22 protein-coding genes and 2 tRNA genes are annotated in these 21,281 nt (G+C 64.3%); 14 read left to right on the plus strand and 10 right to left on the minus strand.

Annotated elements, in window-relative coordinates; translation table 11 throughout:
• Positions 1-115 precede the first annotated feature (115 nt).
• Both IFT60_RS08270 and IFT60_RS08275 read right to left on the minus strand, forming a co-directional pair.
• Positions 116-191: transfer RNA gene (locus IFT60_RS08270), tRNA-Phe, on the minus strand.
• 60 nt (positions 192-251) lie between these two features.
• A complete protein-coding gene (locus tag IFT60_RS08275) occupies positions 252-1,247 on the minus strand; it encodes an AraC family transcriptional regulator (protein ID WP_192051478.1) in 996 nt (331 codons plus the stop codon).
• Positions 1,248-1,359: 112 nt separating this feature from the next.
• On the opposite strand from IFT60_RS08275, the gene IFT60_RS08280 reads away from it, so the two are divergent.
• The gene (locus IFT60_RS08280) at positions 1,360-2,223 is read left to right on the plus strand and encodes a class I SAM-dependent methyltransferase (RefSeq protein WP_192051479.1); all 864 of its coding nucleotides are present in this window, start codon (positions 1,360-1,362) and stop codon (positions 2,221-2,223) included.
• A 95-nt stretch (positions 2,224-2,318) separates the two neighbouring features.
• Here the strand turns inward: IFT60_RS08280 and IFT60_RS08285 are convergent, their stop codons facing one another.
• The 4 genes from IFT60_RS08285 to uvsE all read right to left on the minus strand — a co-directional run bounded on the left by IFT60_RS08285 (position 2,319) and on the right by uvsE (position 6,110).
• The gene (locus IFT60_RS08285; protein ID WP_192051480.1) at positions 2,319-3,800 is read right to left on the minus strand and encodes a PA domain-containing protein; all 1,482 of its coding nucleotides are present in this window, start codon (positions 3,798-3,800) and stop codon (positions 2,319-2,321) included.
• Positions 3,801-3,802: 2 nt separating this feature from the next.
• Positions 3,803-4,234 (minus strand): post-PEP-CTERM-1 domain-containing protein, encoded by a 432-nt coding sequence (locus IFT60_RS08290; protein WP_192051481.1) that lies wholly within the window; start codon positions 4,232-4,234, stop codon positions 3,803-3,805.
• 64 nt (positions 4,235-4,298) lie between these two features.
• Entirely contained in the window at positions 4,299-4,949 is a 651-nt protein-coding gene (locus IFT60_RS08295; RefSeq protein WP_192087943.1) for a choice-of-anchor J family PEP-CTERM protein, read from the minus strand.
• A gap of 249 nt (positions 4,950-5,198) precedes the next feature.
• A complete protein-coding gene (gene uvsE / locus IFT60_RS08300; protein ID WP_192051483.1) occupies positions 5,199-6,110 on the minus strand; it encodes a UV DNA damage repair endonuclease UvsE in 912 nt (303 codons plus the stop codon).
• Positions 6,111-6,374: 264 nt separating this feature from the next.
• On the opposite strand from uvsE, the gene IFT60_RS08305 reads away from it, so the two are divergent.
• From IFT60_RS08305 to IFT60_RS08330, 6 genes are all read left to right on the plus strand, one after another.
• Positions 6,375-7,346 (plus strand): MerR family transcriptional regulator, encoded by a 972-nt coding sequence (locus IFT60_RS08305; RefSeq protein ID WP_192051484.1) that lies wholly within the window; start codon positions 6,375-6,377, stop codon positions 7,344-7,346.
• Between the two features lie 111 nt (positions 7,347-7,457).
• Complete coding sequence (locus IFT60_RS08310; RefSeq protein WP_192051485.1) at positions 7,458-7,994, plus strand: DUF2058 domain-containing protein; 537 nt, start codon at positions 7,458-7,460, stop codon at positions 7,992-7,994.
• Between the two features lie 65 nt (positions 7,995-8,059).
• On the plus strand, positions 8,060-8,269 hold the full coding sequence (locus IFT60_RS08315) for a hypervirulence associated TUDOR domain-containing protein (RefSeq protein WP_192051486.1): 210 nt from the start codon (positions 8,060-8,062) through the stop codon (positions 8,267-8,269).
• Positions 8,270-8,341: 72 nt separating this feature from the next.
• Complete coding sequence (locus IFT60_RS08320) at positions 8,342-9,010, plus strand: response regulator (protein ID WP_192051487.1); 669 nt, start codon at positions 8,342-8,344, stop codon at positions 9,008-9,010.
• Entirely contained in the window at positions 8,997-10,367 is a 1,371-nt protein-coding gene (locus IFT60_RS08325; RefSeq protein WP_192051488.1) for an ATP-binding protein, read from the plus strand. Before IFT60_RS08320 ends, IFT60_RS08325 begins: the two co-directional genes overlap by 14 nt.
• 86 nt (positions 10,368-10,453) lie before the next feature.
• Complete coding sequence (locus IFT60_RS08330; protein ID WP_192051489.1) at positions 10,454-10,861, plus strand: YgiW/YdeI family stress tolerance OB fold protein; 408 nt, start codon at positions 10,454-10,456, stop codon at positions 10,859-10,861.
• 196 nt (positions 10,862-11,057) lie between these two features.
• Here the strand turns inward: IFT60_RS08330 and IFT60_RS08335 are convergent, their stop codons facing one another.
• A complete protein-coding gene (locus IFT60_RS08335; protein ID WP_192051490.1) occupies positions 11,058-11,501 on the minus strand; it encodes a nuclear transport factor 2 family protein in 444 nt (147 codons plus the stop codon).
• A 176-nt stretch (positions 11,502-11,677) separates the two neighbouring features.
• Positions 11,678-12,124 carry an IS1096 element passenger TnpR family protein gene (locus IFT60_RS08340; RefSeq protein ID WP_192051491.1) on the minus strand — a complete coding sequence of 149 codons (447 nt, stop codon included), beginning with the start codon at positions 12,122-12,124 and terminating at the stop codon, positions 11,678-11,680.
• Positions 12,125-12,424: 300 nt separating this feature from the next.
• On the opposite strand from IFT60_RS08340, the gene IFT60_RS08345 reads away from it, so the two are divergent.
• The gene (locus IFT60_RS08345) at positions 12,425-13,780 is read left to right on the plus strand and encodes an NHL repeat-containing protein (protein WP_229510736.1); all 1,356 of its coding nucleotides are present in this window, start codon (positions 12,425-12,427) and stop codon (positions 13,778-13,780) included.
• An 86-nt stretch (positions 13,781-13,866) separates the two neighbouring features.
• Positions 13,867-15,219 carry a HupE/UreJ family protein gene (locus IFT60_RS08350; RefSeq protein WP_192051492.1) on the plus strand — a complete coding sequence of 451 codons (1,353 nt, stop codon included), beginning with the start codon at positions 13,867-13,869 and terminating at the stop codon, positions 15,217-15,219.
• A 295-nt stretch (positions 15,220-15,514) separates the two neighbouring features.
• On the opposite strand, the gene IFT60_RS08355 is transcribed toward IFT60_RS08350, so the two are convergent.
• A complete protein-coding gene (locus IFT60_RS08355; protein ID WP_192051493.1) occupies positions 15,515-15,877 on the minus strand; it encodes a DUF3140 domain-containing protein in 363 nt (120 codons plus the stop codon).
• Between the two features lie 10 nt (positions 15,878-15,887).
• Between IFT60_RS08355 and IFT60_RS08360 the strand changes: the two genes are divergently transcribed.
• The gene (locus IFT60_RS08360) at positions 15,888-16,049 is read left to right on the plus strand and encodes a hypothetical protein (RefSeq protein ID WP_192051494.1); all 162 of its coding nucleotides are present in this window, start codon (positions 15,888-15,890) and stop codon (positions 16,047-16,049) included.
• 177 nt (positions 16,050-16,226) lie between these two features.
• Here the strand turns inward: IFT60_RS08360 and IFT60_RS08365 are convergent.
• Positions 16,227-16,302: transfer RNA gene (locus tag IFT60_RS08365), tRNA-Phe, on the minus strand.
• A 131-nt stretch (positions 16,303-16,433) separates the two neighbouring features.
• On the opposite strand from IFT60_RS08365, the gene IFT60_RS08370 reads away from it, so the two are divergent.
• The 4 genes from IFT60_RS08370 to IFT60_RS08385 all read left to right on the plus strand — a co-directional run bounded on the left by IFT60_RS08370 (position 16,434) and on the right by IFT60_RS08385 (position 21,264).
• The gene (locus tag IFT60_RS08370) at positions 16,434-17,657 is read left to right on the plus strand and encodes an FAD-dependent monooxygenase (RefSeq protein ID WP_192051495.1); all 1,224 of its coding nucleotides are present in this window, start codon (positions 16,434-16,436) and stop codon (positions 17,655-17,657) included.
• Positions 17,658-17,678: 21 nt separating this feature from the next.
• Positions 17,679-18,398 carry a DsbC family protein gene (locus IFT60_RS08375; protein WP_192051520.1) on the plus strand — a complete coding sequence of 240 codons (720 nt, stop codon included), beginning with the start codon at positions 17,679-17,681 and terminating at the stop codon, positions 18,396-18,398.
• 48 nt (positions 18,399-18,446) lie between these two features.
• Positions 18,447-19,019, plus strand: coding sequence for a nucleotidyltransferase family protein (locus tag IFT60_RS08380; protein WP_192051496.1), 573 nt, complete (start codon positions 18,447-18,449; stop codon positions 19,017-19,019).
• Between the two features lie 424 nt (positions 19,020-19,443).
• Positions 19,444-21,264: a M61 family metallopeptidase gene (locus IFT60_RS08385; protein WP_192051497.1), complete on the plus strand. Its 1,821-nt coding sequence runs from the start codon at positions 19,444-19,446 to the stop codon at positions 21,262-21,264.
• Positions 21,265-21,281: the final 17 nt, after the last annotated feature.

Consider the following 21,281-nt stretch of genomic DNA (forward strand, 5'->3'; position numbering starts at 1 on the left):
GTGCGGGGGGCGAGGGCGCGGGGACAAATCCAGAAATGGACCGACACGAGGACTGTGGGATCCCACAAACGACAACGCCCACTTGCATGAGTGGGCGTTGCGTGAACGATATTCTTGGTGGCCCGGGGCGGAATCGAACCACCGACACAAGGATTTTCAATCCTCTGCTCTACCAACTGAGCTACCAGGCCAAGGCGGCGATTTTAGCATGAAGTTCCAGCTCGTCCATAGTTTTCGAGAACAAAAAAACTTCAGTGCGCATGCTGCATGCGCCGCCAGCGTGCCGGCGAGGTGCCGGTTTCGCGTTTGAAGGCGCGCGCAAAGGCGGCTTCGGATTCGTAGCCGACCTCCAGCGCGACCGCGGCCACCGGCGCGCGTCCGCCGCGCAGCAGGCCGGCAGCCGCTTCCATCCGCCAGCGCGCCAGGTATTGCATCGGTGGCTGGCCCAGGAGGCGCAGGAAGCGGGCGCAGAAGACCGAGCGCGACAGGTTGGATGCGCGCGCCAGGTCGTCGATGGTCCAGGGGCGCGCCGGGGCGCGGTGGATCAGGGCCAGGGCGCGTCCAATCTGGTGGTCGCGCAGGCCGGCCAGCCAGCCGGTGCTGCCGGCCGGCAGGCATTCCAGGTAGCGCCGCAGGGCGTCGATGAACATGGTTTCGCTGGCGCGTTCGAGCAGGGCGGCGGCGCCCGGCTGGCCGCGGTCGGCGCGCAGGGCCAGCTGGCCCAGTTCGCTGTGCGCGGTCACGCTGTTCGCTGCCGGCAGGTGCAGCAGGCGCGGCAGCGAGTCGAGCAGGGGATTGAAAGGGTGGCGGTCGCAGGAGAGGAAACCGCAGACCAGCACCGTGTCGCCCGGCGCCGCGGCTTCGCCCCAGGAAAATTCGTACTGCGAATGAAATACGACCGGGATCGGCTTCGGCGCGTCGCGCGTGGCTGCGACCCAGGCCGGATCGATGCGCGCCGGCTGCCGTGCCGGGTCGTTCGAGAGCACGTGGCCGTCGCCGTGCGGCAGGATGACGACGTCGCCGGCACGCATGCGCACCGGCTTCAGGCCGGCCACGCAGGCCCAGCCGTCGCCCTTGGTCAGCACGTGGTATTCCATGACGTGCTCGGCGTCGGGGAACAGCAGGCGGCCGAGTTCGCGCATCGGCGGCGCCTCGACCGACCAGATGCTCGGGAAGCTGATCTGGTAGAAGACGGCGCCACGCAGGCGCACCGAACGCAGCACGTCGGAGAGGGTATCGGTTTGCATGGCGTATCAGGATGCGCGGGCAAAACGCGCCGACGCCCGGTCAAGCGAGCCACTGCCGCGCACACCATACTCAAATACTCGCACATTCAATTCGAGAATGGAGGATGACACCATGGACAAGACAACGCAATCGACCCCGGGCGTAAGCGCCGGGCGCGGCGCCGCGCAGCCGGACTATGCCGCCATCAAGGCGCGCCAGCAGGCGGCCTGGGCCAGCGGCGACTTCGCCATCATCGGCGTGACCCTGCAGATCGTCGGCGAGACGCTGGCCGAGGCCGCCGACATCCGCGCCGGCGAGACCGTCATCGACGTCGCCGCCGGCAACGGCAACGCGTCGCTGGCGGCGGCGCACCGGCTGGCGCGCGTCACCTCGACCGATTACGTGCCGGCCCTGCTCGAGAAGGGGCGGGCACGCGCCGCCGCCGAGGAACTCGACATCGCGTTCCAGGTGGCCGACGCCGAGAACCTGCCCTATGCGGACGGCAGTTTCGACGTCGCGCTGTCGACCTTCGGCGTGATGTTCGCGCCCGACCATCGGCGCAGTGCCGGCGAACTGCTGCGCGTGGTGCGCGCGGGCGGCCGCATCGGGCTGGCCAGCTGGACGCCCGACAGTTTCGTCGGCCAGCTGTTCAAACTGGTGGGCAAGGCGGTGCCGCCACCGGCGGGCGTCATGTCGTCGCTGCTGTGGGGCACCGAGGCCTACCTGGGCGAACTGTTCGGGGAAGCCTCCGCCGACATCCGCACGGCGCGCCGCAGCTTTACGTTCCGCTATGCGTCGGCGGCGCACTGGCTGCAGGTGTTCCGCGATTACTACGGTCCCGTGAACAAGGCCTTCGCCGCACTCGACAGCGCCGGCCAGGCGGCGCTCGAACAGGACATCCTGGCCCTGCTCAAACGCACCAATACCGATGGCAGCGCATCGATGGTGGTGCCGTCGGACTACCTGGAGGCGGTGATCGTCAAGCGCAGCGCCTGATGGGGGGCCAAGGTGGCTGCGGCCAAAAGAAAACCGGGCGGAGACTCGCGTCGTCCGCCCGGTTGCTTTACTGCTCAGCTGTTACGCCCTTCCGATTACCAGCCCAGATCCTTCAGCAGTGGCAGCGTCAGGTCTTTCGGCGGCGACACTTGCAGGGTCAGGTCGGCGCTGATGTTCGGTTCCATCAGCAGGTTCGGGAAGGCCGACACGTCCCAGTGCGAGACCGACGAGCCGCCGATCAGCGGGTTCGGCGTGTACAGCAGCGGACGGCCTGCCAGGTCGGCGCCGGCCTTGCGGGTCGGGTCGGTGGCCAGCGATGCCATCACGGTGCCTGGCGCGCTGCGCGTGCCGTATTTCACGGCGTTGACGACGGCTGCCTTCAGGGCTGCACCGTCTTCCATGGTCACGCCCACCGATGGGATGCGCACGGCTGGATCGGCGCCGCCCGGGGTGAAGGTGCCGGCCACGTTGTTGACCAGGATCGCAGCGACTGCACCGGCGTTTTGCGCATTGATCACCTTGACGGTGAAGTTGCAACCGCCACGGTCGATGATCGCCACCTTGCCGCGCACGGCGGCGGTGTTGGCGGCGTCGAACGCCGAGCAGGCATGGCCCAGTTCACCAGCCTGGGGGGCCACGTTGGCCAGCGCGCCGAGCTTGCCGACCGTTGGCGCAGGACCGAACGGCGACGCGCTGTACAGCGAGACCGGCACGTTGCCCGCCGGGCTCGTTGCTTTCACGATCGGCAACGGGGCCAGGATGGAGGCGCCGGCGACGGCGTTCGGACCGGTCCAGGCCAGTTGCAGCGGGTTGATGGCCGACAGGCGGCGTTCGTTCGAGCTCATGTTCAACCAGCTCTTCTGGGCTGTGTTGTCGTACATGAACTCTTCCCACACGCTCGGCAGGCCGCCGGTGGCGACGTAGGCGGTGCCGGCGGCGTTGATGCGGTAACCGTTCGAGGTGTTCACGCTGGTCACCGAGAAGCCCAGGCCGTGGCCCAGTTCGTGCAGCAGGGTGGCGGCGAAGTTCACCTGGCTGCCGGCATTGCCGTCCAGGCCCAGGTAGAACGGGCTGTTGTCGAGGCAGCCTGGCTGGCCGAGGCGGGCATTGAACTGGGTCTTGATGTCGACGTTGTCGTAGCCAGTGGTATCAGGCTGGCCCGCGCTCAGGTTGGTGCCGGCGAGCTTGTTGGCCAGGGCTTGTGGATACCAGGTGCCAGGCTTGCCGCCTGGGAAATCGTGCCAGATGTTCCAGGCCGATGCGCTGCCCAGGGTGGCCGAGGTTGCGGTGCAGGTCAGGTTTTCCCACGCGGCCGAGACGACGATCTCGACGTTACTGTTCAGGTTGCGTTCCCAGATGTCGGCGACGTAGCGATAGACGTTGAGACGCTGCTGGCCCAGCGTGGTGCCGGTGTTGCCGCCGATCGGGGCGACAGGGGTCGGGTCGTTGAAACCGACGCCGGCCGCGTCGCGGCTCTGGATGCGGATGGTGGCGGCTTCCGCGGCCAGGCAGGACAGGGCGCAGGCGGCGGCGATCAGCGAGCGCACGGCGTTACGCGAAAATTGATTGGTGCGCATGTTTACTCCGTTTCAACCTTGTTGGTGTGGACGTGACCGACGGTGACAGCGGACTTGGCCGCGTCGTGCGAGTCGAAGCATTGCATTTCGATGCTGCCGTCGGCTTTGCGAACGGCAACGGACGAGGTCACGAACTCGTCGGTCAGGCGGGCGCCGCGGGCGCCGCTGACGTGGAATTTCTGCAGTGGCGTTTGCGGTGCGACGCGCGGCGCCATGCGCAGGTTGTTCGCCGCTTGCGTGCGCAGTGCCGTCGCTTCCGCGGCGGTGGCGTTGCGCAGCTTGCCGGTGTCGGCGTCGCGCACGACGGTCAGCGCGTCATTCGACTGGAGCGGCGCTTCCTGGGCGACGGCGGACTGGCTGACGAGGCCCAGCAGGGCCAGGGTGATGCCGGCGGCGCACAGCAGGCGCTGGCCGGACTGATGTTTCTGGGACATGACTATCTCCTGGTATTGAGGTGTGCGAAGCGCATTGCGCTCCGGCTTGGGTAAACCGTATCGATCAGCCGCGCTTGCGACGGCGCGACATCGCCAGGCCCATGACGCCGGCGAACAGGATGGCCATGGTGGTTGGCTCTGGGACAGCGGTGGCATCGCCGATGGCGTCGATGCTCAGGCTGTCGATGCCCACATAGGCGGCGAGATCGGCGCTGCCGGTGTATTGCACGGCGAAGCGGGCGTTGCCGCTAGCCGCGACGTCGAAGGCGTAACGCACCCAGCCGTCGGTGCCGATGGTCACCGGGGTCGACATCGAGAACGCGTTCAGGGCGCTGCTGCCATTGCTGAAGCCGAACGACAGCTGGTCGCTAAAGCCAGGGTCGACAGCGGCGCGCAGCCAGAACGAGACAGTGGCGCCGGTCGCACCGGTTGCGAACTCTGGCGTGATCAGCCAGTTGTTGATGATGCCGCCGGCGCCAGCATTGTTGTAGTTGGCGGCAGCATAGCTGCCGGCGTCGCCGCTATAGGCAGGGAAGATGGTTTCGACGCCCTGGAACCAGCTGGTGCTGCCAGGTGGCGCGCTGGCATTGCTCAGTACCCAGCCTTGCGACGTCAGGTTGCCAACGTTGTCGAACCCTTCCGACAGCAAGGTTGCGGCCTGGGCCGACAGGGCCATACCGGAAAATGCTAATGCAACAAGTGCTTTCTTCATCATCTGATCCACCTCCGTAGTTTTAGACGTTGAGGCAGCGCTGGAATTCGAGTTTTGCGTTTTGCGCTGCTTCAGTGTTTCGCGGCAATACTACTCACCGACGCTGCACAGTATGCATTTAGCGTGCCAAGAAACTATGTCGTTGATTTCCAAGGAGAATATTTATCAGATGAAAATTTTGATAAGAAAATGTAAGAATTTCCGACAAAACGGCGACAGCTGGTTACATGTTGCACCAATATGGTGCATATTTTATAACTTTGCGTTATTGTCTATCGGCTGGGCAAGTGATTTCAGCCAGGGTTGCAGCCCGTCGATCGCCTCTTCCTTCGACTTCGCTTCGATCTCGATCCACGGCGCGGCGGCATAGCAGCCCGGCATGGTATCGATCAGGTCGGCATGCTGGCGGTCATTGAAACCGCTGCGCCCGTTCGAGATATGCACCAGCTGGTGCGCCGGCTCGGCCCAGGTGGCGCGGGCCTTCAGCAGCATGTCCTCGACGCTCGAGTGGTCGTAGCTGGGCAGGTCTTCGTGCACGATGTGGTGGTGGGCATCGAAGACCATCGGCACGCCGGCGCGCAGGCAGATGGCGTGGATCTCTTCCGCGCTGTACGAGTATTCGTCGTTCTCCAGCCCGAGCCGGTAGCGGATCGCATCGGGCAGGGTGGCGATGCACTTCACCAGTGCATCGGCCCGGTTGGCCTTGCCGCCGTGGATTTCGAGCAGGGCCCAGGGCGAGCGCGGCTGGGCCAGCAAATCCATGATGTCGGCGTGCATCTGCAGGATCTTGATGCTGTTGGCGACCACGTCCGGCGAATCGGAACTGAGCACCACGAACTGGTCCGGGTGCATTACCAGGCGGATGCCGGCCTCGAGCGCACGTTTGCCGGTACGCGCCAGGCTGGTGGCCAGCGTCTGCAGGATCGACAGGCCTTCGGGCGTGTCGGCGAAGGGAAAGATCGAAGAGGGCAGGCGGTACAGCGAGATGCCGTGCTGTGCGCAATAGCGCAAGGCGGCGTCGAGCGTCTGCAAATTGTCCCGGTAGATGTCTTCCAGAATCTTGTTCTGGGCATCGGCCGATTGCGCATGCAGGCGCGTGCGCGTGACGGTGCGGTAGCGGATGTCTTTTGAAACGGTAATGCAGACCAGACCCAGATGCGGCATGCGAACCTCGCGTAATCATTGAGAAAAAGTAGGAAAAGTATAGGCCGATGGCTTTGATGCCGGAATTCAGTTGGCATACAGCAGCAAGGAGACTGAAAAGCGAAACGCCACCATCCGGCAGCGCGGATGGTGGCGTTCCTGGTGCCGCTGCCGCGTTTGCCCACGCCATGCGCAACCTCCAGCAATGTAGAACGCGTCATTGGGATTGTCCAATGCCTGACGCGTATAATTGGAAATCAATGGGACAACCTCGGGACATCAGCCATGACTTCTCCGCTAAAAAAAGAACAGGACCGCATCATGTACCGCAGCGGCGCCGCCGCCCGGCTGGCCGGCCTGCCGGTGGAAACCCTGCGTATCTGGGAGCGCCGCTACCGTTTGTCGGACGCCGAACGCTCCGAACACGGCCAGCGCCTGTACTCGGCCGAACAGGTGGCACGGCTGAGCTTGTTGAAGCAGCTGGTCGACCAGGGCCACGCCATCGGCGTGCTGGCCGGCCTGGCGCGCGAACAGTTGCAGGCGATGCTCGCGGCCGGCGCCGGCGATCCGCGCGCCTCCGGCGCACCGGTGCGCATCGTGCTGGTCGGGCCGAGCCTGGCGCGGCGCGTGGCGGCCGAACGCCAGGGACTCGGACTGGAAGTGCGCGCCAGCTGCGTGCGCCTCGAGCAGGTGGCGGAGCTGGACACGCCCAACGATGCGCAGGTGCTGGTGGTCGAACTGTCCGAACTCGACGACAACGCCTTGCCGCTGCTGGCGGCGGCGCGCGAGACGGTGGGTGCGGTGGGCGTCGCCGCCACCGTGGTGCTGTACCGCTTCTGCGCCAGCGCCACCATCCGCGCGCTGCGCGCCCAGGGCTGCCTGGTCGCGCGCGTGCCGGCCGACCTCGGGGAACTGGCGTTGCTGTGCCGCTCGGCGCTGGCCGGACAGCGCCTGCCGGCGCAAGGCGCCGCGGCGCCCACAGTGACGCCGCCCCGTTTCGACGACGAAGCGCTCGCCACCATCTCGGCCGCGGGCGACCGCGTCAGCTGCGATTGCCCGCGCCACCTGACCGACCTGCTGCTCATGCTCGGCAGCTTCGAGCGCTACAGCGCCCAGTGCGCCAACCGCAATCCGGAAGACGCGCTGCTGCACAGCCGGCTCGAACTGGCGGCGGGCCAGGCGCGCATGGTGCTCGAAGGCGCCCTGATGGACCTGGCGGTGACCGACGGCTTGCCGTTGCCGGGGCAGCAAGCTTGAAGCCGCATTGGACTACGCATTGGACTAGTTCTGCGGTCCGCTCCTTGTTATGCTGCGGGTAATCAGCGCCGGCTCCGTCCCGGCGCCCTTTTATTTATAGGAGCGCCAACAATGGCATCGTTGCAGGACCAATTCCTCAAAGCCGGCCTGGTCAATAAAAACAAGGCAAAACAGGTTCAGCAGGACAAGAGCAAGCAAAAGAAGATCGAACGCCGCACCGGTACCGAATCGGTCGACGAGGCCAAGCTCGCCGCCGCCGAGCTGCAGCGCAAGAATGCCGAGCGTGCGCGCGAACTGAACGCCCAGCGTGACGCCGCCGCCCAGCAAAAGGCGATCATGGCGCAGATCGTGCAACTGGTGCAGAAGAACCGCCAGAGCAAGGGCAACGGCGACGTCGCCTATAACTTCACGCACGGCACCAAAATCGAACGCATTCACGTCTCGAATGCGGTCCAGGAACACCTGATGGCCGGCCGCCTGGTCATCGTGCGCCTGGGCGACAGCACCGAACTGGTGCCGCGCGTCATCGCCGACAAGATCGCCGAACGCGATGCCTCGCTGGTAGTGCGCGTGAAAAAGGCGGAAACGGCGGTCGAGGAAGACGATCCGTACGCGGCCTTCAAGATTCCGGATGATTTGATGTGGTAAGACGGCGCGCCGCGCTGTCGGGTATCCGTGGTCAAATGATGCTCCGCTAACTTTTCGGAGCCATCATGACGGACACATTCAAGGCCGGCGACAAGGTGCAATGGCATTCGCCGCAAGGCACCGTGCACGGCACGGTCAAGAAGAAGCTGACCGCGCCCACCGAGATCAAGGGGCACCACGTCGCCGCATCGAAAGACAATCCGGAATACCTGGTCGTCAGCGACAAGACCGGGGCGGAAGCGGCGCACAAGGGCAGCGCGCTGAAGAAAGCGTAGGGAGCGGTTCTTAAGATGCGCTTCATCTTGCCGGCCCATGCTGGCGGTTCCTGACCGCCACATACAAACCTCATGCGCATCCTGCTGGTCGAAGACGACACCTCCCTCGGCGACACCATCCACGCCTGGCTGCGCCTGGACGGCCACGCGGTCGACTGGGTGCGCCGCGGCGATTCGGCGCAAACTGCCCTGGCGACCCACCATTACGACTGCGTGCTGCTCGACCGCGGCTTGCCCGGCCTGTCCGGCGACGCTTTACTGGCCGCCCTGCGCACGGCGGGCAATACGGTGCCGGTGATCCTGATTACCGCCTTCAATGCATTGGCCGACCGGGTCGAAGGGCTCGACCTGGGCGCCGACGATTACCTGGTCAAACCGTTCGAACTCGAAGAGATGTCGGCGCGCATCCGCGCCGCCGTGCGCCGCGGCGCCAGCCAGGCCAGCAATGCGCTGACGCACGCCGGCATCGCACTCGACCTCGAGACGCGTCAGGCCAGCCTGCATGGCGCACCGGTGGCGCTCACCAGCCGCGAATACCACGTGCTGTACGCGCTGTTACTGCGCAAGAACGGCATCGTCACCCGCGCCCAGATCGAGGAAAGTTTATATGGCTGGGGCGATGAGGTCGAAAGCAATGCCATCGAGGTCTACATCCACAACCTGCGCAAGAAATTCGGCAGCGACAGCATCGTCACCGTGCGCGGGCTCGGCTATCGGTTAAAACAAGATGACGCGGGCTGACGCGCCGCGCCCCTGGTCGCTGCGGCGGCGCCTGCTCGCCGCGATCCTCGCCGCCAGCACCGTGCTGTGGCTGGGCAGCCTGGGCACCTTGACCGTGATCGCCTGGCAGGAAACCGGCGAGGTGTTCGACGATGCGCTGGAAGAGTCGGCCTATATGCTGATGGCCGCCACCACCGACCTCGACGCGCGCGGCCTGCTGGCGCCCCTGCCCGCACGGAGAGGCGAGCATGTGCGCAAGGTCGACATGCAGTACCAGGTGGTCGCCGCCGGCCGCGTGCTCCAGCGCAGTGCGGGCGCGCCATCGTCTCCGTTTGTCGGCGCGTTCGACGACGACAGCGGTTTTACGGATCTCGACGTCGACGGCGACCATTGGCGCGTCTTTGTCGTGCGCGACGAGGCGCGCCGCTTCGAAGTACAGGTCGGCCAGCAAGCCGACAAGCGCTTCGACATCCTGGAAGAGCTGGCCGAAGTGCTGTGGCTGCCCGCGCTCGGTTTTCTCGCGCTGCTGGCGCTGGTCTGCTGGTGGCTGATCGGGCGGGTGCTGACGCCGCTGCGCCGCACCGCCGCCGCCATCGGCGCCAAGACCCCGGACGACCTGGCGCAGGTGGTCATCGATGACCAGCCGCGCGAACTGCTGCCCATCGTGGGCGCCCTCAACGATGTATTCGCGCGCCTCGACATGGCCTTGCAGGCCGAGCGCCGTTTCACCGCCGACGCCGCCCACGAACTGCGCACGCCGCTGGCCGGGCTGCACATGCACGTGCAACTGCTGCAGCGCCAGCATCCGGCGCTGGCCGCATCCTTCCAGAAGCTGCGCCAGGACATTACTCGCCTGACGGCGCTGGTCGACAGCCTCCTGACGCTGGCGCGCCTCGATCCGCTGGCGCGCACGCAACTGGGCCGGCAGGCGGTGGCGCTGCCGCCGTTGTTCGCGCAATTGCAGGGCGAGTACGCCATGGAGGCTGCGCAACGCGGCATCGCGCTGTCGCTGCGCTGCGCGCTCGACGCGGTCGCGGCCGACCCGCACATGCTCGGCATCATGCTGCGCAACCTGCTCGGCAACGCGCTGCGCTATTGTCCCGCCGGCAGCCGGGTCGAGGTCGTCGCCGACCGCCATGCCGGCCACGACCGGATCGCCGTGCGCGACGATGGCCCCGGCGTCGACGAGGCCAGCCGCCGGCGCCTGACCGAACGTTTTTTCCGGGTGCTGGGACAGGAAGAGGGCGGGAGCGGACTCGGTTTGTCGATCGTCCAGCGCATCGCCGACCTGCACGGGATTGTGCTCGGCTTCGGTCCGGGTCTGGACGGGCGCGGGCTGGGGGTGACGCTCGACTGGCCGCCGGCGGGCGCATCTTAAGATCGCATTAATGTGCGACCGGTCTAATGTGTCTGTGCCGGCTGACACCCATGCGGCCATCCACTCATCAAGACAAAGGATCGACCATGAAACGCCTCTTCCAGATTTCCTCCATCGCCACTCTCGTCGCCGCCTCGGCCTTCGCCATCGCCCAGCCAACCGGCTACACGGGTCCATCGAACAAGGCGGCGCCGTCTGCAGGTTACGCCGGCCCGACCAGTGTTCCGCTGATGACCGCCAAGGCCCTGCTCGACAACGGCAAGGACGACCAGTACGCCCGCCTGCAAGGCAGGCTGCTCAGCCACAAGGGCGGCGAAGACTACGAATTCGCCGACGCCAGCGGCAAGATCACGGTCGAGATCGACGCCAAGCACTTCCCGGCCGGCGTGACCATCGACCACAACACCGTGGTCGAGCTGACCGGCGAGTTCGACAAGGAGACGTTTGGCGAATCGAGTTTCGACGTCAAGCAGTTGAAGGTCGTGACGAAGTAAGTGGGGGCGTAGGGTGGTCGGCTCCACCCTGAACGATGATCATCGGCTGCATGTGCGCCGCCCACGCGTTCAACCAGCAGGCGATCCGTCGCGAGGTGTCGAAGTGTGGTTGAACGCGTGGGCGGCAATCAGGCAGCAGGTAGGCATGTCTCCGGGGTATAGCCGCCCACCCTACAGGTCTATGCGCCGTTCTCACTCAATGATGCATCGGCGCCCCGGCCGCCGCTTGTCCCGGCTGGTCCGGCCGGAACGCCCGCTCGCCCGCGGCGGTATCGTGGAAGCTCTCGAACCTCGCCACCTTGCCGTCGCGCAGCGTGAACACGTGCACCCACGGACTGTCGTAACTGCGCCCGGTCTGCTTGCACAGCCAGGTGGCCTCGCCGGTGACGACCACCTTGTCGCCTTCGGCAATGAATTCCTTCGGCTCGAAGCGCAGCGCCTGCGCCTCGGCGTCGAGTGTCTGGAAAAACCGGGCGATCTCTTCCTTGCCGTTGTGCCTGCCGGCGAAGGGAACGTATTCCGCGTCCGGTTCGATCCAGAGCGCGTCGTCGTGGTAGCGCTCCAGCAGATGCGGAATATCGCCGGCCTGGAATAGTTGGTAGCCTTCGATCACGATCCGCTTGTTGTCCTGTGCATTCATGGCAGCCTCCTCGTGCGTCGGCCCGCCGGCAATCGCAAACGCGCATGCCACGGCGTGTCGATCCTATGAGCCTAGTGCGCGGGGAGGGGAAGTCAAGGTGGGCAAACAAGTGAAGGAAAACGGCATGCCGACGAGCCGATCAGCAAAGAAAGCTTCGCTTCCGAACCGACCACCTGTCAGAAGCCATCAACTCCATCGGCGCCATACTCCAGGGGCTTTACGCCTTCCTCCCGCAACAGGCAGGGATAATCCTGCCCGGCCACGGCGTTCGTGGCCCGGCCTTTCCTGACGATTTCGAAACACCATCTCGCGCCCGGATCGTAGTCGTAATACAGCTTCTTGTGCTTTTCAAGGGGATAAAGATCGCATAGCCGGAGATCCCGGGCTTCCTCATCGTCTTCGTCCCATGCGCCACGCGCCGTGAGCCAGGTTCGCCTGCCGCCCGGACCGTTCGCCAGGTGGAAACTGGAGAGATGGTCGCCTTCGAAGTCGACGACGTCGAGGATGTACGAGGCCAGTTCATCCAGGGTCGATTCCGCAGCGAGCGCAAGTTCGAAGCGATAGGCTTGCGAAAGATAGGCGCCGGCAATGCAGCTGATCGAGAGCGTGAAGATTTTATCCATGGACAAGATCAGCGCCCGGGGGCGCGCCGGATGAGTGGCTCGGCCGTGGGGGGCAAACCGAAGCCCCGACACAAGGATTTTCACTCTTCACGCCTAGCCTGCTACTACTTCATCGATTTGCCGCGCCAAGGTTCCACTATGGCCGCTAACTTGGCATCGTTGGTCCCCGGCTGCCCAGCCGCTTGCCGAGCCGCTTCATGCGCTCGCTTTTGCGCCAGGTAGTTCCTGTTTGACCCAGTCGCTTCATTGAGCCACATCGAATTCGGACATGTAATCAAAAGTATATTGGCTCAACAGGCTATGCGAAAACTCAGTGCTTTGCATTATTTCCTGCAAGATTTATGCATCTTTGCATTTCAGGCAATTCCGTTCTTCCCGCACCAGCCTGACGACTCGGTGAACTTCCGCCGCGGTAAGCAAAAACCGACTTTGCAGAACCTACGCTACATGGAGGTAACAATGAAAAGGCTTTTAGTGGGATTGGCGGTAACGCTGTCAATGACCCTCGGTTCACAGGCGCTCGCGTCGGAATACGATGTTGCGAAAAAACAGTCCGACGGGACCGAGTTCAAGGTAGATCCGTACTGGCCCAAGGTATTGCCAAACAAGTGGCTGCTTGGCCAGGTGGCCGGCGTGGCGGTCGACCGTCGCGACCACATCTGGATCATCCAGCGTCCAGGTTCGCTCACCGAGGATGAGGCCGGTGCGGCGCAGACCCCGCCGCGCTCCGACTGCTGCCGGCCGGCGCCGTCGGTCATGCGCTTCGACCGCGAAGGCAACCTGCTCGCCGCATGGGGCGGGCCGGCCGACCCGGGCTTCCTGACCACCCGCTGCACGCCGGCGATCGGCTGTGAATGGCCGACCAACGAGCATGGCATCTTCGTCGACCACAACGATAACGTGTGGATAGCCGGAAATGGCGCGGGTAACCACCAGGTGCTGAAGTTCAGCCGTGACGGCACCTTCCTGCTGCAGATCGGCAAGGCCGGCCTGACCGGCGGCAGCAATGCCACCACTGGCGGCCTGAACGGTACTCCCTTGCTGGGCCAACCGGCCGACATCGAGGTCGATCCGGCCACGAACGAAGCCTACATCGCTGACGGCTACCAGAACAAGCGCGTGCTGGTGGTCGACGCCACGACCGGCCGGTACAAGCGGCACTGGGGCGCCTACGGCAGTGTGCCAAACGACGTCGCACCTGGTCCGTACGACCCAAGCGCTGCGCCGGCCCGCCAGTTCCGCAATCCGGTGCACTGCGTACGGATCGCAAACGACGGCCTGGTGTATGTGTGCGACCGGGTCAACAACCGGATCCAGGTGTTCCAGAAAACCGGCACCTTCGTCAGGGAGTTCTTCGTCGAACGCGATACGCTGGGCAACGGCAGCACCTGGGACCTCGACCTGTCGGTCGATCCGCGCCAGCGTTATCTCTACAATGCTGACGGCGAGAACAACAAGGTCTGGATCCTCAACCGGCAGTCGGGCGCAACAGCGAACACCTTCGGCCGTAATGGGCGTTATGCCGGCCAGTTCCACTGGATTCACAACCTCGCAAGGGACTCGAAAGGTAATATCTACACCGCGGAAGTTGATACCGGGAAGCGCGCGCAGAAATTCGTTCCTGCGCACGACCATCACGGTCGCGACCATAAGTGATCTGTATGTTCTATTCCTGCATGCCTCTTAGCTGCAGGGCAAAAAGGGCGCCTCGCGCGCCCTTTTTTGCCGCCTGGGCGGGGCCGATGTACCTGTGGCAGCGGTTGACCTTCATGGTATTGGCGCTCGGCGCCCTGCTTTTTTGCTGCTCCACTGCACTTGCCCACGACATCCCGGACGAGATGCGGGCCCACACCTTCGTCAAGGCCGAAGGTAACCGCTTGCATGTTCTGGTGCGCATGCCGCTCGCGCTATTGCTCAATATCGACCTTCCGAAAAAGGGGCCGGGCTATATCGACCTGGCGCAGGTCGAGCCGGGCCTCCAGCGCGCCATCGTCGCCGCCGGCAAAGGGTTCGAAGTGACCGAGGACGGCCGGACGCTCACCATGGCGCGTGGCATTGCCCGCATTTCCATGCCGGACGACCGTTCGTTCGACAGTTTCGATGCCGCGCGTGCCCTGCTGACCGGTCCCAGGCTTCCGGTCGACAGTTACGTGTTCTGGAACCAGGGCTATTTCGACGCCTGGCTCGAATACCCTATCAAGTCGGCCAAGTCCAGTTTCGCGCTTGACTTCAAAGTAGCGCCAGGGCTGAAGGACCGGCTCAAGTTCGACCTGCGCTACGTTGCGGACGACGGCACGGTGCGCGCGTACGACCTGCATGCCGGCGCGGGCATGACCGTGCTCGATCCGAACTGGCACCAGGCGGCGTGGACCTTTGTCAAGTCCGGTTTCGAGCACATTCTGGACGGCGCCGACCACCTGCTGTTTTTACTGTGCCTGATCCTGCCCTTCCGCAGGCTCGACTGGAAACTGGCCGGCGTCATCACCGCCTTCACTGTCGGCCATTCGGTCACCCTGATTGCCGCCGCCTACCAGATGGTACCGATCGGTACATGGTTCCCGCCGTTGATCGAATTCCTGATCGCAGCGTCGATCCTGTACATGGTGGTGGAAAACGTCCTTACGCCGAACCTCAAGCGGCGCTGGCTGTTCAGCGGACTGTTCGGGCTGGTGCATGGCTTCGGCTTCTCGTTCCTGCTGCAGTCGAAGTTGCAGTTTGCCGGCTCCCACCTGCTGGTATCGCTGCTGGCGTTTAACGTCGGCATCGAACTGGGCCAACTGCTGGTGCTGGTCATTGCCATGCCGCTTATCGTGCTGTTGTACCGCTGGCGCCCTGACAGGGAGCACGCCATTACCGCGATTATCTGTTTGCTGATCGGACACACGACCTGGCACTGGATGGGCGAACGCTACACCGCACTGCGCGAAGCTGACTGGCAGCCGGTCAGCGACATGCTGACCCAGCCGCCCTTCCTGCTCGCGCTTGTGGTCGCCCCGCTGCTCGCCGCCGGATGGACGATGCGGCGGCGGCGCCTGCGCAAGCAAGCGATTGAACGCACGGCCTACGCCACCAAGCCGTCCACCACGACAGTGTAAGGAGGGCGCCTTGTTTGCTATGCGAGTGGTTGGTCGTGCCGCCCGCGCGCACAACGACTGCGTCCTTAGGAATTATTATAGTATAGCAACAATTCCATATGGATGAAGGCCCGGAAATGGACCAGACATAAGGATTACGGAATCCACAAACAAAAACGCCCACTTGCATGAGTGGGCGTTGCGTGAACGATATTCTTGGTGGCCCGGGGCGGAATCGAACCACCGATACACGGATTTTCAATTCTTTGCTGCAGCTGAAGCGTGCGAAAACCAGCGCAAGGCTGCGACAGGAAGCTCACTTTTTCTCGGGATCGTGGCCCCAGTTCATCAGTGAATAGCGCCAATCGCTCGACGCCGGATCGCTCCTGGTAGGCCCCTGTGCCTGGTGTCGGTGGATGTACCCGACCACCTTGCGCATGTGCGCGATGTCTGCCGCACTCAAGTCCTGAGCGTGGCGGTGCAACAGTTCGACGATGCGGCGTCCGGACTGGTGCCCGGTCGATTCGGCATTGCCATGCTTCTGGCCGACACGTTTGGAATCGTCGGTGTCGAGCCACTTCTCCAGTTGGGCTGGCGTCATATTCACCGCCTGCTTGAACTCCGCGACCGTCTGGCGTTGGGCTGCGTTCTCATCACCGGTATCTGCTTGTTTTGACATGCTCACTCCAATGAACATTAAGATTGGCATCGTTGTACAGCAACCGCAGCCGAACGCACCTGTAGCCCAATATCAGCTGGAAAAAGGCAGCGCAAAACGTGTCGTTGGCCACCGCAATAGTGAGTTCGACGCAAAAACGATTGCCATGGCCTGCGCGTCTGATGTCCGGTAGACCATGCTCACTTTAAAGTATCACGGACTCTGTTTTTCCTGGCGCACCAGAAATCACCGGATGTATGTGTGCTCTTCTTGCTGTCGAAGCGAACCAGAGATAACCCGTTAAAGTAAAACCGCATGCAGAAAACAAAAACGCCACCCGAAGGTGGCGTTTTCTGTACTGCTGAATTCTTGGTGGCCCGGGGCGGAATCGAACCACCGACACAAGGATTTTCAATCCTCTGCTCTACCAACTGAGCTACCAGGCCAAGAGAGGCATGATTATAGCCAGCCGCCGGCGGCTCTGCAAGTCCCGGCTGCAACTTTCTTCGCGGGCTGCGTTGGCGGCGCCTGAAGTGTGCCTGAAGTGTGCTTGGTACATGCCGCTATAATGCCTGGCATGACGACCCCAACTTCCTCCTCCGTACTGCATCGCAGCGACGTCTGCATCGTCGGCAACGGCGCCATCGCCAAGACGGCGGCGCTCGGTTTCGCCCAGGCCGGGCACAGCGTCACGCTGCTGGTTCCCGCCACCCAGGGCGAGAGTCCGGTTGCCGTCACGGGCGGTGAACGTCAATGGGACGTGCGCGTGTACGCGCTGAACCACACGGCGCGCAACCTGTTGTCGTCGCTGAAGGTGTGGGATGCGCTCGACGCGGGCAGGGTGGCGCCGGTCGATGCGATGGCGGTCAATGGCGACGGCAAGAACGGCGGCAGCCTCGGCTTCGATGCCTTTGGGGCGCACACCGGGGCGCTGGCCTGGATCGTCGAGGACAGCAATCTGAATGGCGCACTCGATGCGGCGCTGAAGTTCGCCTACAAGGTTGACATCGTAAAAGGTTGCGGCAAGCGCCTGACCTGCGGGCCGGAAGGTGCGGCCATCGAACTGGACGACGGCCGCCGCATCGATGCGAAGCTGGTGGTCGGCGCCGACGGCCGCGATTCCTGGGTGCGCGGGCAGTGCGACATCGGAATCGATTACCGTTCGTACCATCAGAAGGCCATCGTCACCAATTTTTCCTGCGAAAAGCCGCACCACGGCGTCGCCCACCAGTGGTTCACCTGTAGCGACGGCGTCATCGCGCTGCTGCCGCTGCCGGGCAACCGGGTGTCGCTGGTCTGGTCGGCGCCGGAAACCCTGGCCGCGACCCTGATGGAAGAATCGATGGGCGAGCTCGCCGTGCGCCTGTGCGAATACGCCGATGAGGCGCTCGGCACCCTGCGTCCGCTGCAGCCAGAGGCGGTGAAAGCGGTGCCGCTGGCGCTGGTGCGGCCGCATGCGCTCATCGCGCCGCACGTGGCCCTGATCGGCGATGCCGCCCACGCCGTGCACCCGCTGGCCGGGCACGGCATGAACCTGGGCTTTGGCGATATCAATGACCTGCTGCGCGTGGTGGCAGAGCGAGAAGAGCACCGCGCCATCGGCGACGAACGGGTTTTGGCGCGCTATGCACGAGCACGCAAGGAAGATGTGTTGTTAATGCAACTGGCCACCGACGGCCTCGAGCGCTTGTTCGGCGCCAACCTCGAACCTTTGCGCGTTGCCCGCAATTTGGGATTAAACTTGCTCGATAAGTTGCCTTTCATTAAGCGTCGCCTGATGGCGCATGCCATCGGTCAGTAATTTTTTAGGGAATCATAAGTGATGTTGAAAACCAAGATCGCCGTGCTGGCGGCGACCGGCCTGATGGCGTCGTGCGTGGGGGCCGAGAATACGGTCGAAGCGAATATCCGCAAGAACATCGAGCCGCGCCTGGGCGGCGCCAAGATCGATTCGATCACCGAAACCCCGTACGGCGGCCTGTACGAACTGCGCATCGGCGGCGATATCCTGTATGCGGACAAGAAGGGCGATTACCTGTTCATCGGCCAGGTCTACGAGGCGAAAACCTCGCGCAACATCACCAAGGCCCGCGTCGACGACCTCAACAAGATCAAGTTCTCCGACCTGCCGCTGGCGTCCGCGCTGAAGCAGGTGAAGGGCGACGGCAAGCGCGTGATCGCCGTCTTCGAAGACCCGAACTGCGGCTACTGCAAGCGCCTGCGCCAGACCACGCTCAAGGAAATCGACAACGTCACCATCTACACCTTCATGTACAACATCCTGTCCGAGGATTCGTTCACGAAGTCGAAGAACATCTGGTGCGCGCCGGACCGGGTCAAGGCCTGGGACGACTGGATGATCAACGGTAAGGTGCCGCCGACGGCGCCCGCCAACTGCGAGACCCCGAACCAGAAGATCGTCGAACTGGGCCAGAAGCTCAAAATCCAGGGCACGCCGGCCATCTTCTTCAGCGACGGCACCCGCATCCCGGGTGCGGTCGACCTGGCCGGACTGGAAGCGAAGCTGGGTTCGATCAAGTAAGCCGGCTTTTATAGTCTGGCTGAGCATGGTTCCGTTGAGCGCCCGCGCATGAACGCGGTCGGCATCCTGCTGGCGGCGGGCCGCGGACGCCGCTTCGATCCGCTCGGCGCGCGCAACAAGCTGCTGCAGCCGCTCGCGTCCGGCGCGCCGGTGGTGGTGGCCAGCGCACGCATTCTCCTGTCCGTTCTTCCCCGTGTGATCGCCGTCGTGCCGCCGCAGGATGGCGGCGTGGCCGATACATTGTCCGCGCTAGGCTGCGAGGTCACGCTGTGCGCGCAGGCCGACAGCGGCATGGCCGCCTCGCTGGTGCAGGCCATCACGTATTCGCTGCCGCAGGCCGATGCCTGGCTGGTGGCGCTGGGCGACATGCCGTATGTGGCGCCCGCTACCTTGCGCGCGCTGCTCGCCGCGCTGGCCGGCGGTGCCGACATCGCGGCGCCCGTGTTCGCGGGGCGGCGTGGCAATCCGGTCGCATTTGGCGCGGTGCACCTGCCGGCGTTGCTGGCGCTGGAAGGCGAATACGGTGCGCGTGCGCTGCTCAAGTCGGCGCCGGTGGTGGAAGTCGCGGTGGATGATCCCGGTATCCTGCGCGATATCGATACGCCAGAAGACCTGGCGTAGGGTGGTGCGGGCCACGCGAGGCGGCTCTACCTGAGCGGCTGATCATGGTTGACGTCGGCGCCGCCCACGCGTTCAAGCGGCTCCTGAAACCTCGCGACGATGCACACGTGCGTTGAACTGATGTCAACGTGGATTCGGCCGCCTCGCGCGGTAGCGGCATACCTGAAAGGTGGGCGGCTCCACCCTAGTGGCTGATCATAGTTGACGCTGACGCTGCCCACGCGTTCAACCAGCCCCTGAAACCTCGCGACGATGCACACGTGCGTTGAACGCGTGGGCGGCGCCGAAGCCGCATCTGCGCGCATTGTCGGGTGGAGCCGACCACCCTACGTCCTGCCGCACAAGGACCGGCTACCCTGCGTGGCTGGAGTCAGCCTGGTCGAATCCGTTACACTACGAGAATCGCCCGACTCACTTCGCCATCATGAAAAAAACAGCCCAGAAAAAGCAGCCCGCGATCCACTACACCATCGTCCCGAAAGACCTGGCCGGCCATCTGTTCAACGTGACCGTCACCGTGCCGGCGCCAGCGCCCGAGGGCCAGGTGTTCGCGTTGCCGGCCTGGATCCCGGGCAGCTACATGATCCGCGAGTTCGCGCGCAATATCGTGCGCATCCGCGCCGAGTCGAACGGCGCCACCGTCGCGCTCACCAAGCTGGACAAGCATTCCTGGCGCGCGGCGCCCGTCGATGCGCCGCTGACGCTGCACTACGAAGTCTATGCCTGGGACCTGTCGGTACGCGCCGCCCACCTCGACCAGACCCACGGCTTCTTCAACGGCACCAGCGTGTTCCTGCGCGTGCTCGGCCAGGAAGCGGGCGCGCACGAGGTCGACATCCAGCGCCCGGGCGATGCGCTCGCGAAAACCTGGCGCGTCGCCACCGCGATGAAGGAACTGGGCGCCAAGCGCTATGGCTTCGGCACCTATGTGGCGGCCAACTACGACGAGTTGATCGACCACCCGGTGGAGATGGGCGACTTCGCGCTGGCCAGCTTCAAGGCGCACGGCATCCCGCACGACATCGTCGTCACCGGGCGCGTGCCGAACCTGGACATGGCGCGCCTGCAGGCCGACCTGAAGGCGATCTGCGAAGCCCAGATCACCTTGTTCGAGCCGGAGACCAAGCGCGCGCCGGTCGAGCGCTACGTGTTCATGACGATGGCGGTCGGCGACGGCTACGGCGGCCTGGAACACCGTGCCTCGACGGCCCTGATCTGCGCCCGGGGCGACCTGCCGTGCAGCGCCACGCCGCAGCCTGGCGAGCCGAACGAGGGCTACCTGAAATTCCTGGGACTGTGCAGCCACGAATACTTCCACACCTGGAACGTCAAGCGCATCAAGCCGGCCGTGTTCGCGCCCTATGATTTGCAAGTCGAGAACTACACGCCGCTGTTGTGGCTCTTCGAAGGTTTTACCAGCTATTACGACGACCTGATGCTGGTGCGCGCCGGGATCATCGGCGAGCCGACCTATTTCAAACTGCTCGGTAAAACGGTCGGCAGCGTGCTGCGCGGCAGCGGACGCCTGAAGCAGAGCGTGGCCGATTCGAGTTTCGACGCCTGGAGCAAGTACTACCGCCAGGACGAGAACTCGCCGAACGCGATCATCAGCTACTACAGCAAGGGTTCGCTGATCGCGCTGGCGTTTGATTTGACCATCCGCGCGAAGACCGGCGGTGCGAAGACGCTGGACGACGTCATGCGCGCCTTGTGGCAGCGCTACGGGCGCGATTTTTACCCGAGCGTCGGCCGCGGCGTCACCGAAGCGGAGGTGGAATCGCTGTTCGACGAGGTCAGCGGCCTCAAATTGCGCAACCTGTTCGACAGATTCGTGCGCGGCACCGACGACCTGCCGCTGGCGAAACTGTTTGCACCGTTCGGCGTGAAGCTGGTCGACGAGCGCAAGAGCGGCAAGCCGTCGCTCGACGCCGGCATCGGCCGCGACCCGCTCGGCGCCAAGCTGACGCAAGTGCACGAAGGCGGCGCGGCGCACCAGGCCGGCCTGTCGGCGCTCGACGTCGTGATCGCGATCGACGGCTTGCGCGTGAACGGCAACCCCTCGAACGTCGAGGCGCTGCTGGCGCGCTACCGCGTAGGCGACAAGGTGACGCTGCACGCCTTCCGCCGCGATGAGCTGATGGCCTTCGACGTCACGCTGCAGGGGGATCGGGTGCCGGGCGTCACGCTGTCGCAGGCGGTGGCGGGCAAGAAGTCGTCGGCGCTGCCGCGTCCGAGCGCAGCCTGATATCTATCCGTTTTCAG

This window comes from Massilia sp. CFBP 13721 (assembly GCF_014842025.1).
In the GTDB taxonomy this organism is placed as follows: Bacteria; Pseudomonadota; Gammaproteobacteria; order Burkholderiales; family Burkholderiaceae_D; genus Telluria.

Coding starts and splice junctions, on each gene's coding strand:
- IFT60_RS08385 (WP_192051497.1), top strand. CDS start 19,444: ATGAAAAAAACAGCCCAGAAAAAGCAGCCCGCGATCCACTACACCATC.
- IFT60_RS08320 (WP_192051487.1), top strand. CDS start 8,342: ATGCGCATCCTGCTGGTCGAAGACGACACCTCCCTCGGCGACACCATC.
- IFT60_RS08350 (WP_192051492.1), top strand. CDS start 13,867: ATGTACCTGTGGCAGCGGTTGACCTTCATGGTATTGGCGCTCGGCGCC.
- IFT60_RS08275 (WP_192051478.1), bottom strand. CDS start 1,247: ATGCAAACCGATACCCTCTCCGACGTGCTGCGTTCGGTGCGCCTGCGT.
- IFT60_RS08330 (WP_192051489.1), top strand. CDS start 10,454: ATGAAACGCCTCTTCCAGATTTCCTCCATCGCCACTCTCGTCGCCGCC.
- IFT60_RS08305 (WP_192051484.1), top strand. CDS start 6,375: ATGACTTCTCCGCTAAAAAAAGAACAGGACCGCATCATGTACCGCAGC.
- IFT60_RS08340 (WP_192051491.1), bottom strand. CDS start 12,124: ATGGATAAAATCTTCACGCTCTCGATCAGCTGCATTGCCGGCGCCTAT.
- IFT60_RS08355 (WP_192051493.1), bottom strand. CDS start 15,877: ATGTCAAAACAAGCAGATACCGGTGATGAGAACGCAGCCCAACGCCAG.
- IFT60_RS08345 (WP_229510736.1), top strand. CDS start 12,425: ATGCGAAAACTCAGTGCTTTGCATTATTTCCTGCAAGATTTATGCATC.
- IFT60_RS08370 (WP_192051495.1), top strand. CDS start 16,434: ATGACGACCCCAACTTCCTCCTCCGTACTGCATCGCAGCGACGTCTGC.
- IFT60_RS08315 (WP_192051486.1), top strand. CDS start 8,060: ATGACGGACACATTCAAGGCCGGCGACAAGGTGCAATGGCATTCGCCG.
- IFT60_RS08325 (WP_192051488.1), top strand. CDS start 8,997: ATGACGCGGGCTGACGCGCCGCGCCCCTGGTCGCTGCGGCGGCGCCTG.
- IFT60_RS08280 (WP_192051479.1), top strand. CDS start 1,360: ATGGACAAGACAACGCAATCGACCCCGGGCGTAAGCGCCGGGCGCGGC.
- IFT60_RS08310 (WP_192051485.1), top strand. CDS start 7,458: ATGGCATCGTTGCAGGACCAATTCCTCAAAGCCGGCCTGGTCAATAAA.
- IFT60_RS08380 (WP_192051496.1), top strand. CDS start 18,447: ATGAACGCGGTCGGCATCCTGCTGGCGGCGGGCCGCGGACGCCGCTTC.
- IFT60_RS08295 (WP_192087943.1), bottom strand. CDS start 4,949: ATGATGAAGAAAGCACTTGTTGCATTAGCATTTTCCGGTATGGCCCTG.
- IFT60_RS08285 (WP_192051480.1), bottom strand. CDS start 3,800: ATGCGCACCAATCAATTTTCGCGTAACGCCGTGCGCTCGCTGATCGCC.
- IFT60_RS08375 (WP_192051520.1), top strand. CDS start 17,679: ATGTTGAAAACCAAGATCGCCGTGCTGGCGGCGACCGGCCTGATGGCG.
- IFT60_RS08290 (WP_192051481.1), bottom strand. CDS start 4,234: ATGTCCCAGAAACATCAGTCCGGCCAGCGCCTGCTGTGCGCCGCCGGC.
- IFT60_RS08360 (WP_192051494.1), top strand. CDS start 15,888: ATGAACATTAAGATTGGCATCGTTGTACAGCAACCGCAGCCGAACGCA.
- IFT60_RS08335 (WP_192051490.1), bottom strand. CDS start 11,501: ATGAATGCACAGGACAACAAGCGGATCGTGATCGAAGGCTACCAACTA.
- uvsE (WP_192051483.1), bottom strand. CDS start 6,110: ATGCCGCATCTGGGTCTGGTCTGCATTACCGTTTCAAAAGACATCCGC.